Below are 15,566 nucleotides of genomic sequence, written 5' to 3'. Positions count from 1 at the left end.
CCCTCACGGCAAGAGCGGAGCGGCAGAGCGGCACTTCGAGGAGAGGGGGCAAAGGGGAAGCGGCGCCTCAAGGGAAAGGAGCGCCTCAACGGGGATGGGGCGCCTCAAGGGGATGGGGCGCCTGGAGGGGAAGCGGCGCCCCAGTGGCAGCGGCGCCCCGGGGGGAGCGGCGTTTCACGGGAAGGGGCGACCGGTGATCACGGCCACGACCGCCGTCCCGCGCGGGAAGGCACCCTCACCGGCCAGCGTGACGAGTCCGTACAGCAGCTTGGCGACATACAGACGCTCCACGGGCAGGCCGTGCCGTTGCTCGAAGTCCGCCGCGAAGGCGTCGAGCTCGGCGGGCACGCGCGCGTAGCCACCGAAGGAGAAGCGCTCGTCCAGGCTCCAGGTGCCACACCGGCCACCGAACGCCTCACGCTGCAGGGCCTCCGTCTCTGCGGTCAGGAAGCCGCCCTTGAGCACCGGCACGCCCAGGGCGCGCGCGCCGGGGCCGAGACCGGCGGCCAGCCCCGCGAGCGTGCCACCGGTGCCGCAGGCCACGGCGGCGACCGCGGCCAGGCCCCGCAGCTCGGTGCCGAGCGCGCGGCACCCGCGTACGGCCTCGGCGTTGCTGCCGCCCTCGGGGACGACGTACGCGTCCTCGGCGTCGGCCGCGCGCAGGATGCCGACCAGGTCCCGGGGCGAGGACTTGCGGCGGTAGGCCGCCCGGTCGACGAAGTGCAGCCGCATGCCGTCGGACGCGCAGCGCGTCAGGGAGGGGTTGAGGGGTCGCCCGGCCAGCTCGTCGCCGCGTACGACACCGACCGTGGGGATGCCGAGCAACCGGCCGGCCGCGGCCGTCGCGCGCAGATGGTTGGACCAGGCACCGCCGAAGGTCACGACGGTACGGCCGGCCGCCGCGGTCAGGTTCGGCCCGAGCTTGCGCCACTTGTTGCCGATCAGTTCCGGGTGGATCAGATCGTCCCGCTTCAGCAGCAGCCGGACGCCCCGGTGCTCGAATCGCTCGTCCATGACTTCCTGCACCGGCGACGGCAGCCGGGGACGCAGCGCGGCGAGTCCGGGCGGGTCGGTGCTGGTCATCGAACCATTGTCACCCGCACGTGGAAAGGAGGCGGGCGCGGGGCTGACGCCATCGGTGCCCCCGGGTACCCGGTCCGCATCCTCCGCATCCTCCGCATCCCGGAATCCCGGAATCCCAAAACCCGGAATCCCGGACGCGCCGCTGCCCCGACAGCGGCTTCGAACGCCGTGACGGGTCCCCCTGCCCAGCAACGCGAAGATCCATTCCCGCTCTTTCGGGTAATAGCACCGCCCGGTCGCGTGCGGAAGGCTTGCGGGTGCACATCGATGCCCGAGGCATGGGGCGTCGATCACAACCGGGGAGGGCAGTTCTCTATGTCGGTAGGCGAAGAGGTCCGCACGGAGCAGACCAAGCCGCAGCAGAGTCTCGGCACGGCGGCCGCGCGGAACCTGGCCACCACGACCAAGTCCGTGCCGCAGATGCAGGAGATCAGCTCGCGCTGGCTGCTGCGGATGCTGCCCTGGGTCGACATCCAGGGCGGCACGTACCGGGTGAACCGCCGGCTCACGTTCGCCGTGGGGGACGGCCGGGTGACGTTCGTGAAGACCGGCGACCGCGTCGAGGTCATCCCGGCGGAACTCGGGGAGCTGCCGGCGCTGCGGTCGTACGAGGACGAGGAGGTGCTCTTCGAGATCTCCCGCCGCTGCGAACAGCGGGAGATCCCGGCGGGCGAGGTGATCGCTTCCTTCGGCAGCCCGACCGACGAGGTGTACCTCCTGGCGCACGGCAGGGTGGAGAAGGTCGGCACCGGCCCCTATGGCGACGACGAGTCCCTCGGAGTCCTCGCCGACGGCGCCTACTTCGGCGACGAGGCGCTGCTCGATGAGGACGCGATCTGGGAGTTCACGGCCCGCGCCCTCACCGCGTGCACCGTGCTCGTGCTGCCCCGCCAGGAGTTCGAGCAGATCGCGGAGCGCTCGGACACCCTGCGCGAGCACCTCCGGCAGCGCCGCTCGATCCCCTCGCAGCGCTCCAACCGGTACGGCGAGAAGGAGATCGACCTCGCCGCCGGTCACTCCGGCGAGCCGGACATCCCCCACACGTTCGTCGACTACGAGGCCCGCCCCCGTGAGTACGAACTGAGCGTCGCCCAGACCGTGCTGCGCATCCACACGCGCGTGGCCGACCTCTACAACCAGCCCATGAACCAGACGGAGCAGCAGATCCGGCTGACCGTCGAGGCCCTGAAGGAGCGGCAGGAACACGAGCTCGTCAACAACCGGGACTTCGGGCTCCTGCACAACTGCGAGTACGACCAGCGGATCCAGCCGCACGACGGCGTGCCCAGCCCGGACGACCTCGACGAGCTGCTCAGCAGGCGCCGCGGCACCAAGATGCTCCTCGCCCATCCACGTGCCATCGCCGCGTTCGGCCGCGAACTCAACAAGCGCGGGCTCGTGCCCGAGACCATCGACATGACCGGCAACCGCATCCCGACCTGGCGCGGTGTGCCGATCTTCCCGTGCAACAAGATCCCGGTCTCGGAAGCCCGTACGACATCCATCATCGCCCTGCGTACCGGCGAGGCCGACCAGGGCGTCATCGGTCTGCGAGCCTCCGGCATCCCGGATGAGATCGAGCCGAGCCTGTCGGTGCGCTTCATGGGCATCAACGAACAGGCCATCATCAAGTACCTGGTCACGGCGTACTACTCCGCGGCGGTCCTGGTACCGGACGCGCTCGGCGTCCTGGAGAACGTCGAGATCGGCCGCTGGCGGTGACAGTGCCGACAGGCCGGCCGTGTCCCCGCCCGTCCAGGCGGGTACATCCTCGGGGCACGCACCCGGCGACAGCGGAAGCGCCACCCTCCGCTCATCCTTCGAGGCGGTCCCATGGGTGAGTCCCTCACGGAGTCCGGGACGGAGACGACGCCGCCCGCCCCGGGCGGGCGGCGGCGAGCCGAGCCCCGGCAGGCCGCCGGGACACCGGAAGGACGAGGGACCATCGGGACGCAGCGGGCCGGCCGGCCGGCACCGGCCGAGGGACACGAGGCGGTCGTGCTGCTGGAGCGGGCCCGGGCCGAGGTCGATCCGGTGCTGCGGACCGCGCTCGGCTCGCTGCCGGGGCCGATGCGCCGGATCGCGCTCTACCACTTCGGCTGGGCTCAGGCCGACGGCACTGCTGCGGAGGGGAGCTCCGGCAAGGCCATCCGGCCCGCGCTGGTCCTCGCCGCTGCGGCGGCCGGCGGCGGGTCCGAGGCGCGGGAGGGGGCGGTTCGGGCAGCGGCCGCGGTGGAGCTCGTCCACAACTTCACGCTCCTGCACGACGACGTGATGGACCGGGACACCGCCCGTCGCCATCGCCCCACCGCGTGGACCGTGTTCGGCGACGCCGACGCCATTCTCGCCGGGGACGCCCTGCAGGCGCTGGCCCTTCGGCTGCTCGCCCAGGACCCGCATCCGGCGGCCCGGGCCGCCGCCGTCCGGCTCGCGGACTGCGTGGTCGAACTGTGCGCGGGGCAGCACGCGGACACGGCGATGGAACGCCGCGCTCCGGCGGAGGTCACGCTCGACGAGGTGCTCGCCATGGCGGAGGCCAAGACGGGCGCCCTGCTCGGGAGTGCCTGCGCCATCGGCGGTCTGTACGCGGGTGCCTCGGAGGCGGAAGTGACGGCGCTGGAGGCCTTCGGCCGGGAGGCCGGGCTGGCCTTCCAGCTCATCGACGACGTCATCGGCATATGGGGCGACCCGAGCCGCACCGGCAAGCCCGTCGGTGCCGACCTGGCCGCCCGCAAGAAGTCGCTGCCGGTGGTGGCGGCCTTCGCCTCCGGCCACCCGGCGGCGGCCGAACTCGCCGCGCTGTACGCACGACCCAGCGAGACGGACGACCTGGAGCACATCGCCCTGGCAGTGGAGCGCGCGGGCGGCCGTGACTGGGCCCAGGTCCAGGCGGCCGACCGGATGGCCCGGGCGATGCAGCAACTGGCCCGTGCGGTGCCGGACCCGGAGGCGGCGGGCGGTCTGCTGGCCCTCGCCGAGTTCGTGACCCGACGGACCGGTTGACGCCCCCCGGCAGGCGGCGGCCGTCAGCGTGCCGACGAGCGGCAGCATCAGCGACGCACCTCGGGCCACCGAAGGGCAAGACCCCGGAGCGCCCGGGGCCGTGCGGCTCCTGACCCCGCACGGTCACCGGCCTCCGGTCGGCGGGTCCCGCACTGCCCCACGGTGTGCGGGGCCCGCCTCCCTCCCGGAAACGCCTGCCGGAGCGCCCCATGGACCGACGCCCGGAGCGACGCCCGGAGCGACGCCCTGATCCGACGCCCGGACCGATCCGCTGGACCGACTCCCGAAGCGGTCGAGTTTGAGCAGACGTTCGACTGAATCCCGCCAAGATCCCGCTCGCATCGCCCCGTTCCGGCCAACCCCTCTACGATCAGGGCCCGTCGAGACGAGCGAAGGGGCGGGGCATGGGTGTGGCCATCCGGACGGCGGGCGCGGGGGACAGGGAGCTGATCGTCCGGCTGCTGGACGAGGCGTTCCAGGACGACCCGGTGAGCGGCTGGGTGTTCCCCGGAACCGAGGAGCGCCGTGCCAAGCACCCCGGGCTCATGGCCGCCTTCACCGACATCGTGCTGGAGGCCGGCCGCATAGATGTCACCGAGGACGGCTCGGCCTGCGCCCTGTGGCTCTCCATGCCCGCCGAGGGGGACCACGACGACCCCGCCGGCCGTGACGGCGCCGCCGAGGACGAAGGTCCGGCCCAGGTACGGGAGGCCGTCGACCCCGACAACGAGCGCATCGAGATGATCGGCCGGCTGACGGCCGCCATCCATCCCGCCGGGCGGGCACACGAATACCTGTGGATGATCGGCGTGGCACCCGGCCGCCAGGGCGAAGGCCTCGGCACGGCGCTCATCGAGAGCGTCCTCGACCGTTGCGACCGGGAGGCCCTGCCCGCCTACTTGGAGGCCAGCAGCGCCCGCAGTCGCAAGTTGTACGAGCGCCTCGGCTTCGAACTCGTCGGCCCGGTACTCGACCTCCCGGACGGCCCGGCGATGTGGCCCATGTGGCGCGAGCCCGGACCGCAACGGCGGCCGGCCTAGGCCAGAACGGAGAAAGCGCGGCGCGCTGCGCTGCACTGACTGCGGCGGCACCGGCGCCCGCCCCCCCACCTGGCCGCTCCCGGCAGCACCTTTCCCGGCTCTCCTCCGCCCGGTCTCCCGGGCAACACCGGTGAAGGCCTCCTCCGCCCGGCCTTCTCCCGGCGACACCGGCCCTGGCTCTCCGCGCTCAGCTCCGCCCGGCCCTCCTCCGGCAGCACCGCCGCCACGATCCGTTCCACGAGCCCCTCCGGTACGCCCACCCCGGGCAGGGCGCCCTCCAGGACGCCCGGCAGGGTCAGATGCTCCAGGAGCAGCCCGAGCATGGCCGGATACAGCACGGCGACGGACTCGTCGCCGCCGGGAAGTCCGGCCGTGCGGTGGAACGCCATGGCCTCCTCCAGGTCGCCACGCACCGACTCGGTGTGGGAGGTGAGCAGTTCGGGGCGGCGCGTGGCCTCCAGGCGTAGCCGCCTGAGGGCCAGGTAGCCCGTGCGGTCGCGGGTCGCCCGGGCCATGAGGTCGTACATGAAGGCCGTGACCGGTGCGCGGTCCTTCGGCCGGGTCAACAGGTGGGCGACCACCTCGGGGTCGGGCGCGAGCCGTAGGTGCAGCCGGGTGTCGATCTGGCGCAGCGGGTCGGCCCGCCCCGTGAGGTAGTCGGAGGCGGTGCCCACGGCCACACCGGCCTCGGCGTCCACCGCGCGCAAGGTCAGCCCACGCGCCCCCTCACGCGCGAGCACCTCGACACCGGCGTCGACGAGCGTGGCCCGGCGCCCGGGGTCGCCGACCATGCGGAGTCCCTTCTCTCACTTGCGCTGTCTCCGGGTCGACCCCTTGAAACCACTACATAAGAAGTACTACAACTGAAGTTGTTACAGCGACGGCCTACGGAAAGAGACCGGTTTGCGAAAGCTCACGTACTACATCGCCTGTTCCCTCGACGGCTTCATCGGCGACCCGGGCGGCGACGGTACGGCGATGATGAGCCTCCTCGACGAGGAGTTCCTCGACTTCCTGAAGACGGAATACCCGGAGACCATCCCCACCCACGGCCGCCGGGCCATGGGCATCGACGACCTGCCGAACAAGCGGTTCGACACCGTCATCCAGGGGCGCGGCAGTTACGCCCTCGCCCTCGACGAGGGCATCACCAGCCCCTACGCCCATCTGCGGGAGTACGTCGCCTCCAGCACCCTGAAGGAGTCGCCCGACCCGAACGTCGAGATCATCGCGGACGACCTGGTCGGAAGGGTCCGCGAACTGAAGGCGGAGAAGAGCGGGTTCGACATCTACCTCTGCGGTGGCTCGCGGGTCGCGGGGGAACTGCGCGACGAGATCGACGAGCTCGTCATCAAGACCTACCCGCTCGTCTACGGCGCCGGCATGCCGATGTTCGGCTCCGGGTTCACGATCTCGGAGTTCACCCTGGAGTCGGTGCGCACGTTCGGCAACGGAGCTCTGGTGCGCACGTACAGCAGGAAGCGCTGAGCGTCCGACCGGCCTACGCTGAGGGCATGGGCAGCGAAGAACACGTCTGTCCCGACTGCGGACAGCCAGTGGACACGGTCGTCCGGCGTCACAAGACGCTGGGCACGTGGGTTCCCCGATGGGTGGCGGGCCCGTGCCGCAACCCGGAGTGCGGGTCCTACGACACGGAAGCCGCCGAAAGCGGCCGCCCGGCCGAAGGCGGTCGCAGCGGGGCGGCCCCCGCGACCTCCGGGGAGTCCACCCCGGACGGGCCCGGAACGGCCCCCGGGGACACCGTCGCGAAGAATTCCTGAGCCCGTGTCGAAAGGCGCCGCCCGGCTCCGACGTCCCCTGTGAGAGCCGCCCACCGGGGCGGTGAGAGCCGAAGGAGCGGACTGATGAAGTACCTGGTCACGGTGCAGGGCACGCAGGCGGACTACGAAGCCATGCGGGGTGAGGCGTCGGCGGACTCCCCGGCCTGGAGCGAGCAGGATGTGCAGACCATGTTCGCCTACATGGGCGCCATCAACGAGGACCTCTCCGAGAGCGGTGAGCTCGTCGACGCGCAGGGCCTGGCCGAGCCCGCACAGACCCGGCACGTCACCCTCGGTGACGACGGCAAGGCCGTGATCACCGACGGGCCGTACAGCGAGACCAAGGAGCTGCCGGCCGGCTACAGGGTCCTGGAGTGCGAGAGCCTGGAACGGGTCACGGAGATCGCCGACCGCGTCTCCCGCTGCCCCCAGCCGGCCGGTGCCCCCGCCCATCCGGTCGTGATCCGCCCGATCATGGACGGCTCCGGAGACCTCTGAGGGGCGGCCGGCACCGACGGACACGCCCGTGAGGAACACACCCGCGATCGAGGGCATGCTGCCCGGCAGTGCGCCGCAGGTCCTCGGCGCGCTGGTCCGGCGGTACGGGCACTTCGGCGCCGCCGAGGGACGCCGTGCGGGAGGCGCTGCTCGCGGCGGCCGCGCAGTGGCCGGAAGCGGGCGGGCCCGGCAACCCACGCGGCCGGCGGATCAGGGTCGCCTCGCGGCGGCTCACCGACGCCCGGGCCTCATCGAAGTCGAGGCCTTGGCAGACGAGTTGCGGGGCCACCGCCTGGACGCCGTACGAGGCCACCTCGTGGCGCGCGCGGGCGAGCCCGAAGCCGCCCGGGCCGCCTACGAGTCCGCGGCGGCGCAGACCCTCAGCCTGCCCGGGCAGGGCTATCTCCTGGCCCGGGCAGCCCGGTTGGGCGACTAGCGTGTGAGGCATGGGTGTACTGGGGGAGCGGCGACGCAGAGTGTGGCGCGGGCTGGTGATCGGGTGGGCGCTGCTCGTGGCGGTCGCGGGCTGTCTGACGCTGTGGATGCAGGACTCGGCGGAGCCGAAGGGGCCGTACGTCTGGCAGGAGGCCGATCCCGGCGAGTATCCGGACCTGCCGCCCTGCCCGAAGACCGGAGAAGGCGAACGCGTCGCCTGTGCTTACATCGGCACTCCCTGACCGCGCGACCGGCCCGTCACCGGATCCCGGGTCGTCAGGCAGTACGTGCCACCCGACGGGTCGCGCATCACCGTCCAGCCGGAGAAACCGGCCACGAAGGCGGCCCCGAGTCGCTCGTGGTGGGCCCGGGTCGCCGTGACGTCCGCGCAGGCGAGGTCGAGGTGGGCCGAGGCCGGCCGCTCGTCGCCGAGACGTTGCAGGAGCAGCCGGACCGGCAGGCCGGGCGGCGGCTCGACCACGTGGAACTCCGGCAAGGAGCCCGGCAGCGACTCCCAGCCGTCGAGCAGCGCACTCCAGAAGGCCACCTCGCCCTCGTAGGCCGAGGACGGGACGTCCACGCACACCTGGTCGAGACGGCTGCCCCGCACGACACCCGGCCGCGACGACTGACCGCGCCAGGGATCCGCGCAGAACGACTGCCCGCCGGGTGAACGCAGCACGACGAGTGACCCGAGGTCGGCCACCACACCCGCGCCGAGCCGTACCGCCGCGGCGGCGAACTCCGTCACGTCGTCCACGCAGAAGTCGAGGTGCGCACCGCCGGAACCCGGGCCGACCGCCTGCACTTTCACGCACGCATCGGCGTCATCGGGGAGCAGGGTGACGAACTCGTCGTGTGCGCCGCGCAGTTCGGACAGCCGGGTGCCCGTGACCGCCGTCCAGAAGTCGCAGGCGGCGCCGAAGTCCTCACGCGGGCGGTCGATGAAGGCGTACGTCCATCTGATCCTCATGGGCGCGATCGTAGAGGGGCGCACCACCGCCACCTGCGTGAACCTCGACCGGCCTCCGCCGCACCGATCCCGCTCCGCCCGTCCGCGCTGTTTGCATGCAGCAATGGACCACATCACGTTCCTCGTGGCGGCCGTCATCATCACGGCACTCGCCTTCGACTTCACCAACGGTTTCCACGACACGGCGAACGCGATGGCCACCTCCATCGCCACCGGCGCGCTCTCACCCCGTACGGCGGTCCTGATCAGCGGTGTCCTCAACGTCGTCGGCGCCTTCCTGTCCACCGAGGTCGCCAGGACCGTCTCGGGCGGCATCGTGGACGACACCCTCGTCTCCCCGGGCATGATCTTCGCGGGGCTGGTCGGCGCCATTCTGTGGAACCTGCTGACCTGGCTGATCGGTCTGCCCTCGAGCTCCTCGCACGCCCTGTTCGGCGGGCTGATCGGGGCCGTGTGGGTCGGCGCGGGCAGCCACGGGGTCGACTTCGGCAAGGTCCTCGAGAAGGTGCTGGTGCCGGCGGTGGCCTCACCCGTCGTGGCCGGTGTCGCCGCGCTGCTCGCCACCCACCTCGCCTACCGGCTCACCGACCGGACCGGCGGGGACCGCGTCACCCGGGGCTTCCGCGTCGGCCAGATCGCCTCCGCCTCGCTGGTCTCCCTCGCCCACGGCACGAACGACGCGCAGAAGACCATGGGCGTCATCACCCTCACGCTGATCTCCGCCGGTGCCCTCGGTCACCATGCCGACCCGCCTCTGTGGGTCGTCGCGTCCGCCGGCCTGGCCATCGGCCTCGGCACCTACCTCGGCGGCTGGCGGATCATCCGCACGCTGGGCAAGGGCCTCGCCGAGATCCGGTCACCGCAGGGCTTCGCCGCCGAGACCGCCTCCGCGACCGTCATCCTGACCTCCACGCACCTCGGCTTCGCGCTGTCCACCACCCAGGTGGCCTCGGGCAGCATCCTGGGGGCGGGTCTCGGCCGCAGGCTCGCGGAGGTCCGCTGGGGCGTCGCGGGCCGGATGGCGGTCGCCTGGGCGGTCACCCTGCCCGCCGCCGCGCTGGTCGGCGGACTCGCCGCCGCGATCGTGCGCATCGGCGGCGACATCGGCACAGCTGCCGTCGCCCTGACCGGCGCGGCCCTCGCCGTGGGCATCGTCGCCCTCTCGCGCCGCGACCCGGTGCACGCGCGCAACGTCAATGACGTGCGGGACAACACTCTTCACACCGAGCCGTCGGCCAAGGTCGGCACGGCCGCCTGAGCGACGGGGACCGGACCCGCCCGCGAACCGGACCGCCGCGGACAGAGCCCCGCACCGCAGACCGGTGAACGGTCCTCAGCGACGGCCAGGGACCCGAGCGGGAAGGGACCCGAGCGTGGAGGACCTCCATCTGGCCGGTGCCCGGCGAAGCCGCAACGCCGAAAAGGGGCCCGGCGGTCCGGGGAAGCAGGAAGAGCGCAGGCCCCGTACCCGGCGAGGGGTACGGGGCCCACCGTCCTCTGTCACCCCACCCGCGCCATCGCGGGCCGGGCGACCTGGAGGAAGATCAAGCCTTCTTGGTCTCCCAGAAGATCTTGTCGATCTGGGCGATGTAGTCCAGCGCCTTCTGGCCGGTGGCCGGGTCGGTCGAACCCTTGGCGGCCGAGAGGGCCTTCAGGGTGTCGTTGACCAGCTGGTGCAGCTCCGGGTACTTCTCGAAGTGCGGCGGCTTGAAGTAGTCGCTCCAGAGCACCGAGACGTGGTGCTTCGCGAGCTCGGCGCGCTGCTCCTTGATGACGGTGGCGCGCGCCTGGAAGTGCGGGTCGTCGTTGGCGGCCATCTTCTCCTGCACGGCCTTCACCGACTCCGCCTCGATGCGGGCCTGGGCGGGGTCGTACACACCGCAGGGAAGGTCGCAGTGGGCACTGACCTTGACCTTGGGGGCAAACAGGCGGGAAAGCATGGAGCATTCCTTCCTCGTGATCGTCTTCTCACAGGGGACATTACTCCGTGAGGGACGGCTTTTCGCGGGTGCCCCCATGGGCTTAGGACAAAAGTCCGGGGTGAGACTGAGACTGGTGGAGGAAGAACCGGGGAGGTGCCGGGTGATGCCGGAGCTGTCGCAGGAGTCCGGGCGGGGGAGGCCGGCCCCGCCCTTCGGGGTGGCCGAGGTCACCGGGCCGTCCATGGTGCCCACGCTGTACCACGGGGACCGGCTCCTGGTGCACTACGGAGCCCGGATCAGGCCCGGCGACGTCGTCGTGCTGCGGCACCCCTTCCAGCAGGACCTGCTGGTCGTCAAGCGGATCGCCCAGCGCCGTGACGGCGGCTGGTGGGTGCTCGGGGACAACGCGTACGCCGGCGGCGACAGCACCGACTACGGCGTCGTGCCCGACGATCTGGTGCTGGGGCGGGTCCGGTTCCGTTACCGGCCGCGCAGCTCCGGTCGGCGGTCGCCCTGGGCGCTGGCCGGCTGGGCGCTGTCGGCGGCCAGGCCCGTGCTCTCGGGGAGGTCGGGCCGGGTGGCCTCCAGACGTTTGCGGGCCCGGTAGGCCGCGACGTTGGCGCGGGTCGCGCAGCGGTCGGAGCAGTAGCGCCGGGAGCGGTTGGTGGAGGTGTCGAGGTAAGCGTTGCGGCAGGGCGCGGCCTCGCACAGACCGAGGCGGTCCACGCCGTACTCGGTCAGGTGGAAGGCCAGACCCATCGCGGCGATCGCCGCGAAGCCCGCCGTCGCGTTCGACGGGTGGTCCGCCAGGTGCATGTGCCACAGGGGACGGCCGTCGTCGTCGCGGACGTCGTGCCCGGAGATCTGCGGGCTCACCGGGAACTCCAGCAGCAGCGAGTTCAGCAGGTCGACGGCGAGCCTCTCCTCGCCGGTGTCGGCCGCCTCGAAGACGGCACGCAGCCGGGCCCGCACCGAGCGGAAGCGGGTCACGTCCGCGTCGGTGGCGCGGCGGGCCGCCGACTGACTGGGCCCGAACAGATCGCGGACGGCCTCCACCGACGTCAGGGCGTCCTTGCCCCGGGCCGGTTCCTCGGTGTTGACGAGGCGCACGGCATAGTCCGAGTAATAGGCCAGTTCCACTTGTAGTCCTTACGGTGGGGCTTTAGGGTCGAGGGCACGCACGTGTAAGAGCTGATGACGCTTCCAGGGTATTACGAGGGAGAGGCTCGATGACGGACGCCGACACCACCACGGCCACCGCCGACTGGCACGCCTGGCAGGAGAGCTGGGACCGGCAGCAGGAGTGGTACCTGCCCGACCGCGAGGAGCGGTTCCGGATCATGCTCGACATGACGGAGGCTCTCGTGGGCACCGCCCCGCGCGTCCTCGACCTCGCCTGCGGCACCGGCAGCATCACCGCCCGGCTGCTCGCCCGCTTCCCCGACGCCACCAGCACCGGCGTCGACCTCGACCCGGCACTCCTCGCCATCGCCGAGGGCACCTTCGCCGGTGACGAACGGGTCGGCCTGGTCACCGCCGACCTCAAGGACCCCGACTGGGCGTCGAAGCTGCCGTACGACTCCTACGACGCCGTCCTGACCGCGACGGCCCTGCACTGGCTGCACCGGGAACCCCTCGCGGACCTCTACGGCCAGATCGCGGGACTCGTCCGCGCCGGCGGTGTCTTCATGAACGCGGACCACATGATCGACGAGACGACGCCCCGGATCAACGCGGCGGAGCGCGCACAGCGGCACGCCCGCATGGATCAGGCCAGACGGGACGGCATCCTCGACTGGGCCGAGTGGTGGCAGCTCGCGGCGAAGGACCCGGTCCTCGCGGAGCCCACCGCCCGGCGCCACCAGATCTACGGCGAGCACGCGGACGGCGACGCACCGTCGGCCCAGTGGCACGCGCGCGTGCTGCGCGAGAAGGGCTTCGGCGAGGCCAGGCCGGTGTGGTGCTCGCCCTCGGACACCCTGCTGCTGGCCCTCAAATAACGCAGACGGAGGGGGCGGTACGGACACTCCGTACCGCCCCCTCGCCGTGCGTACCGTCAGAGCACCTTGGACAGGAACGACTTCGTCCGCTCGTGCTGCGGGTTGGTCAGCACCTCGCGCGGGTGACCGGATTCGACCACCACACCGCCGTCCATGAAGACCAGGCTGTCGCCCACCTCGCGGGCGAAGCCCATCTCGTGGGTGACGACGATCATCGTCATGCCGGACTCGGCCAGGTCACGCATGACGTCCAGGACGTCACCGACCAGCTCCGGGTCGAGCGCCGAGGTCGGCTCGTCGAACAGCATCAGCTTCGGGTCCATGGCCAGGGCCCGGGCGATGGCGACGCGCTGCTGTTGACCGCCGGAGAGCTGGGAGGGGTAGTTGCCCGCCTTGTCGGCCAGGCCCACCCGGTCCAGGAGCTCCAGGGCGCGCATGCGCGCCTGGCTCTTGCTCACGCCCTTGACCTGGACCGGTGCCTCCATGACGTTCTCCACGGCCGTCATGTGCGGGAACAGGTTGAAGCGCTGGAAGACCATGCCGATGTCCCGGCGCTTGACCGCGACCTCGCTGTCCTTCAGCTCGTAGAGCTTGTCGCCCTTCTGCCGGTAGCCGACCAGCTCGCCGTCGACGTACAGACGGCCGGCGTTGATCTTCTCCAGGTGGTTGATGCACCTCAGGAAGGTCGACTTGCCGGAACCGGAGGGGCCGATGAGGCAGAACACCTCGCCGGACTTCACCTCCAGGTCGATCCCCTTGAGGACTTCTACGGGACCGAAGGACTTGTGGACGCCCTCGGCCTTGACCATGGCGGTCATGCGGTGCCTCCCGTCGACGAGCGGTTGGACAGGGACAGCACGTTCGCCTTGATCTTCTGGAACGGGGTGGCCGGCAGCGACCGGCTCGAGCCACGCGCGTAGTACCGCTCCAGGTAGTACTGGCCGATGCTGAAGACCGAGGTCAGCAGCAGGTACCAGGCCGCGGCCAGGAACAGCATCTCTGCGGGGGCGCCGGAGGTCTGGCCGATGTCCTGGGCCGCGCGCAGCAGCTCGGGATACTGGACGACCGACACCAGCGAGGTCGTCTTCAGCATGTTGATGACCTCGTTGCCCGTCGGCGGCACGATCACACGCATCGCCTGCGGGATGACGATCCGGCGCAGCGTCCTGGTGTGGCTCATGCCCAGGGCGTGCGACGCCTCGGTCTGGCCCTCGTCGACCGAGAGCAGACCGGCGCGGCAGATCTCCGCCATGTAGGCGGCCTCGTTCAGGCCGAGTCCCAGCAGTGCCGTCAGGAACGGGGTCATGAAGTCCGACCACTCGTCCTTGTAGAACGGCCCGAGGTTGATGTACTCGAAGACCAGGCCCAGGTTGAACCAGACGATCAGCTGGACCAGGACCGGGGTGCCGCGGAAGAACCAGATGTAGAACCACGCGATCGACGAGGTCACCGGGTTCTTCGACAGGCGCATCACGGCGAGCAGGACGCCGCCGATGACGCCGATCGCCATGGACAGGACGGTCAGCAGGAGGGTCTTGCCGACGCCGTCCAGGATGCGGTCGTCGAAGAAGTAGTCCGGGATCGCGTCCCAGTTGATCTTGCCCTGGGAGAACGCGTACACGATGCCGCCCAGCAGGGCGAGCGCGACGACGGCGGAGACGTACCGCCCGTAGTGCCGGACCGGAATGGCCTTGATGGCCTCCGGTCCGGCCGGGGGCGTGTCGGCCGGCGTCTTGTCGATGTCAACAGTCACGGGTGTTGCCTTTCAGTGCCGCTAGGGCGCGGTCACTTGCCGCCGTTGATGGTGGCTTCCTGCACGGAGCCGTCCGTGACGCCCCACTTCTTCATGATCTTCTCGTACTCGCCGCTCTTGATGACGGCGTCGAGCGCGGCCTTGAGCGCGTCCCGCAGCTGCGTCTGGTTCTTGGCGACCGCGATGCCGTACGGGGCGGCCTCGACCTGCTCGCCGACGATCTGGAAGTCCTTGCCGCCGCCGGAGGTCTTCACCGCGTACGCGGCGACCGGGAAGTCGGACGAACCGGCGTCGGCGCCGCCCGCGCGCAGACGGGTCTGGGCCTGCTGGTCGTTGTCGAAGGGCTCGATCGCGATCTTCTTGCCCGCCGGGCACTTCTTCGACTCCGCCTTGGCGAGGTCCTCGGAGACGGTGCCGCGCTGCAGCACGATCTTCTTGCCGCACAGGTCGGACCAGCCCTTGATGCCCTGGTCGTCACCCTTCTTGGTGTAGATCGACACGCCGGCGGTGAAGTAGTCCACGAAGTCGACGCCCTCACCGACCTTCTTGCCGGTGTCGGAGTCGATGCCCTCCTGGCGGTCCTTGGTGTCGGTCATCGCGGACATGGCGATGTCGTACCGCTTGGAGCGCAGACCCGTGATCAGCGTGTCGAAGGTGCCGTTCTCGAACTGGAAGTCGACCCCGAGCTGCTTGCCCATGGCAGCGGCGAGGTCCGGGTCGATGCCGACCACCTTGCCCGAGTTGTCCTTGAACTCGACCGGGGCATAGGCGATGTCGGAGCCGACCTTGATGACGCCCTTGTCTCGGATGGCCTGCGGCAGCTTGTCCGCGAGCGGGGCGGAGGCCGCGGTGTCGCTGGAGCCGGTGTCCTTGGTCTGGTCACCGCATCCGGTGAGCATCAGCGCGCCTGCGACCGCGATCGCACCGACCGCTGCTAGCCGGGAGTGCGCGGCGGTCGTACGACGGGTGGAGCTTGCGGTCATGGTGGGTTCCTCCGGCGGATGGGTGGAGTTGCCGATGGGGCGGGCCGCCGCCGATGGGTTCGGCACGGCCGTGGCACGCCGAAGGTTTCGGCAGT

Annotated in this window: 16 protein-coding genes and 3 pseudogenes; 11 read left to right on the top strand and 8 right to left on the bottom strand. The window is 71.1% G+C overall.

Translation table 11 applies throughout. The features are described 5' to 3' along the window. Window positions 1-174: 174 nt before the first annotated feature. On the bottom strand, window positions 175-1,083 hold the full coding sequence (locus tag AB0F04_RS11175) for a pyridoxal-phosphate dependent enzyme (RefSeq protein ID WP_362040059.1): 909 nt from the start codon (window positions 1,081-1,083) through the stop codon (window positions 175-177). Window positions 1,084-1,398: 315 nt separating this feature from the next. Here AB0F04_RS11175 and AB0F04_RS11170 point away from each other — a divergent pair, with 315 nt between their 5' ends. From AB0F04_RS11170 to AB0F04_RS11160, 3 genes are all read left to right on the top strand, one after another. Next, window positions 1,399-2,805, top strand: a complete 1,407-nt coding sequence (locus AB0F04_RS11170; RefSeq protein ID WP_362040056.1) for a family 2B encapsulin nanocompartment shell protein — start codon at window positions 1,399-1,401, stop codon at window positions 2,803-2,805. Between the two features lie 111 nt (window positions 2,806-2,916). Next, a complete protein-coding gene (locus AB0F04_RS11165; RefSeq protein ID WP_362040055.1) occupies window positions 2,917-4,086 on the top strand; it encodes a family 2 encapsulin nanocompartment cargo protein polyprenyl transferase in 1,170 nt (389 codons plus the stop codon). A 404-nt stretch (window positions 4,087-4,490) separates the two neighbouring features. Next, a complete protein-coding gene (locus tag AB0F04_RS11160; RefSeq protein ID WP_362040053.1) occupies window positions 4,491-5,126 on the top strand; it encodes a GNAT family N-acetyltransferase in 636 nt (211 codons plus the stop codon). A 206-nt stretch (window positions 5,127-5,332) separates the two neighbouring features. On the opposite strand, the pseudogene AB0F04_RS11155 reads toward AB0F04_RS11160, so the two are convergent. After that, window positions 5,333-5,917, bottom strand: a pseudogene (locus tag AB0F04_RS11155) (TetR/AcrR family transcriptional regulator); the annotation flags it as partial. 112 nt (window positions 5,918-6,029) lie between these two features. Here AB0F04_RS11155 and AB0F04_RS11150 point away from each other — a divergent pair. The 5 genes and pseudogenes from AB0F04_RS11150 to AB0F04_RS11130 all read left to right on the top strand — a co-directional run bounded on the left by AB0F04_RS11150 (window position 6,030) and on the right by AB0F04_RS11130 (window position 8,082). Beyond that, entirely contained in the window at window positions 6,030-6,614 is a 585-nt protein-coding gene (locus tag AB0F04_RS11150) for a dihydrofolate reductase family protein (protein ID WP_362040051.1), read from the top strand. Between the two features lie 26 nt (window positions 6,615-6,640). Further along, window positions 6,641-6,907, top strand: a complete 267-nt coding sequence (locus tag AB0F04_RS11145) for a hypothetical protein (RefSeq protein WP_362040049.1) — start codon at window positions 6,641-6,643, stop codon at window positions 6,905-6,907. A gap of 84 nt (window positions 6,908-6,991) precedes the next feature. Continuing rightward, window positions 6,992-7,405 carry a YciI family protein gene (locus AB0F04_RS11140; protein ID WP_362040047.1) on the top strand — a complete coding sequence of 138 codons (414 nt, stop codon included), beginning with the start codon at window positions 6,992-6,994 and terminating at the stop codon, window positions 7,403-7,405. A gap of 55 nt (window positions 7,406-7,460) precedes the next feature. Further along, window positions 7,461-7,668 (top strand): annotated as a pseudogene (locus tag AB0F04_RS11135) (RNA polymerase sigma factor); the annotation flags it as partial. Between the two features lie 183 nt (window positions 7,669-7,851). Beyond that, window positions 7,852-8,082, top strand: a complete 231-nt coding sequence (locus AB0F04_RS11130; RefSeq protein ID WP_362040045.1) for a hypothetical protein — start codon at window positions 7,852-7,854, stop codon at window positions 8,080-8,082. Here the strand turns inward: AB0F04_RS11130 and AB0F04_RS11125 are convergent. Beyond that, on the bottom strand, window positions 8,064-8,813 hold the full coding sequence (locus AB0F04_RS11125) for a VOC family protein (RefSeq protein ID WP_362040043.1): 750 nt from the start codon (window positions 8,811-8,813) through the stop codon (window positions 8,064-8,066). The genes AB0F04_RS11130 and AB0F04_RS11125 overlap by 19 nt on opposite strands. A gap of 103 nt (window positions 8,814-8,916) precedes the next feature. Between AB0F04_RS11125 and AB0F04_RS11120 the strand changes: the two genes are divergently transcribed. Further along, a complete protein-coding gene (locus AB0F04_RS11120; protein ID WP_362040041.1) occupies window positions 8,917-10,071 on the top strand; it encodes an inorganic phosphate transporter in 1,155 nt (384 codons plus the stop codon). Window positions 10,072-10,357: 286 nt separating this feature from the next. Here AB0F04_RS11120 and sodN read toward each other — a convergent pair whose 3' ends face one another. After that, a complete protein-coding gene (sodN, locus tag AB0F04_RS11115) occupies window positions 10,358-10,753 on the bottom strand; it encodes a superoxide dismutase, Ni (RefSeq protein ID WP_031140564.1) in 396 nt (131 codons plus the stop codon). On the opposite strand from sodN, the pseudogene sodX reads away from it, so the two are divergent. Then, a pseudogene (gene sodX, locus AB0F04_RS11110) lies at window positions 10,665-11,198 on the top strand (nickel-type superoxide dismutase maturation protease); the annotation flags it as partial. The gene sodN and the pseudogene sodX overlap by 89 nt on opposite strands. Before the next feature lie 17 nt (window positions 11,199-11,215). Here the strand turns inward: sodX and AB0F04_RS11105 are convergent. Then, a complete protein-coding gene (locus AB0F04_RS11105; RefSeq protein ID WP_362040039.1) occupies window positions 11,216-11,875 on the bottom strand; it encodes a CGNR zinc finger domain-containing protein in 660 nt (219 codons plus the stop codon). 89 nt (window positions 11,876-11,964) lie between these two features. On the opposite strand from AB0F04_RS11105, the gene AB0F04_RS11100 reads away from it, so the two are divergent. Next, window positions 11,965-12,735: a class I SAM-dependent methyltransferase gene (locus tag AB0F04_RS11100; protein WP_362040037.1), complete on the top strand. Its 771-nt coding sequence runs from the start codon at window positions 11,965-11,967 to the stop codon at window positions 12,733-12,735. A gap of 56 nt (window positions 12,736-12,791) precedes the next feature. On the opposite strand, the gene AB0F04_RS11095 is transcribed toward AB0F04_RS11100, so the two are convergent. The 3 genes from AB0F04_RS11095 to AB0F04_RS11085 are packed head-to-tail and all read right to left on the bottom strand — an operon-like array spanning window position 12,792 to window position 15,471. Next, window positions 12,792-13,553: an amino acid ABC transporter ATP-binding protein gene (locus tag AB0F04_RS11095; protein ID WP_053672427.1), complete on the bottom strand. Its 762-nt coding sequence runs from the start codon at window positions 13,551-13,553 to the stop codon at window positions 12,792-12,794. After that, complete coding sequence (locus AB0F04_RS11090) at window positions 13,550-14,488, bottom strand: amino acid ABC transporter permease (protein ID WP_362040036.1); 939 nt, start codon at window positions 14,486-14,488, stop codon at window positions 13,550-13,552. Before AB0F04_RS11090 ends, AB0F04_RS11095 begins: the two co-directional genes overlap by 4 nt. Window positions 14,489-14,520: 32 nt before the next feature. After that, window positions 14,521-15,471 (bottom strand): ABC transporter substrate-binding protein, encoded by a 951-nt coding sequence (locus AB0F04_RS11085; RefSeq protein WP_362040034.1) that lies wholly within the window; start codon window positions 15,469-15,471, stop codon window positions 14,521-14,523. Between the last annotated feature and the right edge of the window lie 95 nt (window positions 15,472-15,566).

The organism is Streptomyces sp. NPDC029041 (genome assembly GCF_040637515.1).
In the GTDB taxonomy this organism is placed as follows: Bacteria; Actinomycetota; Actinomycetes; order Streptomycetales; family Streptomycetaceae; genus Streptomyces.
The sequence above is the reverse complement of the archived record's forward strand: the minus strand, read 5'-3'. Positions and strand labels throughout refer to the sequence as shown.

Excerpts from the sequence above, each read along its gene's own strand:
- AB0F04_RS11175 (WP_362040059.1), bottom strand. The coding sequence starts at position 1,083 with ATGACCAGCACCGACCCGCCCGGACTCGCCGCGCTGCGTCCCCGGCTG.
- AB0F04_RS11170 (WP_362040056.1), top strand. The coding sequence starts at position 1,399 with ATGTCGGTAGGCGAAGAGGTCCGCACGGAGCAGACCAAGCCGCAGCAG.
- AB0F04_RS11165 (WP_362040055.1), top strand. The coding sequence starts at position 2,917 with ATGGGTGAGTCCCTCACGGAGTCCGGGACGGAGACGACGCCGCCCGCC.
- AB0F04_RS11160 (WP_362040053.1), top strand. The coding sequence starts at position 4,491 with ATGGGTGTGGCCATCCGGACGGCGGGCGCGGGGGACAGGGAGCTGATC.
- AB0F04_RS11145 (WP_362040049.1), top strand. The coding sequence starts at position 6,641 with ATGGGCAGCGAAGAACACGTCTGTCCCGACTGCGGACAGCCAGTGGAC.
- AB0F04_RS11140 (WP_362040047.1), top strand. The coding sequence starts at position 6,992 with ATGAAGTACCTGGTCACGGTGCAGGGCACGCAGGCGGACTACGAAGCC.
- AB0F04_RS11130 (WP_362040045.1), top strand. The coding sequence starts at position 7,852 with ATGGGTGTACTGGGGGAGCGGCGACGCAGAGTGTGGCGCGGGCTGGTG.
- AB0F04_RS11125 (WP_362040043.1), bottom strand. The coding sequence starts at position 8,813 with ATGAGGATCAGATGGACGTACGCCTTCATCGACCGCCCGCGTGAGGAC.
- AB0F04_RS11120 (WP_362040041.1), top strand. The coding sequence starts at position 8,917 with ATGGACCACATCACGTTCCTCGTGGCGGCCGTCATCATCACGGCACTC.
- sodN (WP_031140564.1), bottom strand. The coding sequence starts at position 10,753 with ATGCTTTCCCGCCTGTTTGCCCCCAAGGTCAAGGTCAGTGCCCACTGC.
- AB0F04_RS11100 (WP_362040037.1), top strand. The coding sequence starts at position 11,965 with ATGACGGACGCCGACACCACCACGGCCACCGCCGACTGGCACGCCTGG.
- AB0F04_RS11095 (WP_053672427.1), bottom strand. The coding sequence starts at position 13,553 with ATGACCGCCATGGTCAAGGCCGAGGGCGTCCACAAGTCCTTCGGTCCC.
- AB0F04_RS11085 (WP_362040034.1), bottom strand. The coding sequence starts at position 15,471 with ATGACCGCAAGCTCCACCCGTCGTACGACCGCCGCGCACTCCCGGCTA.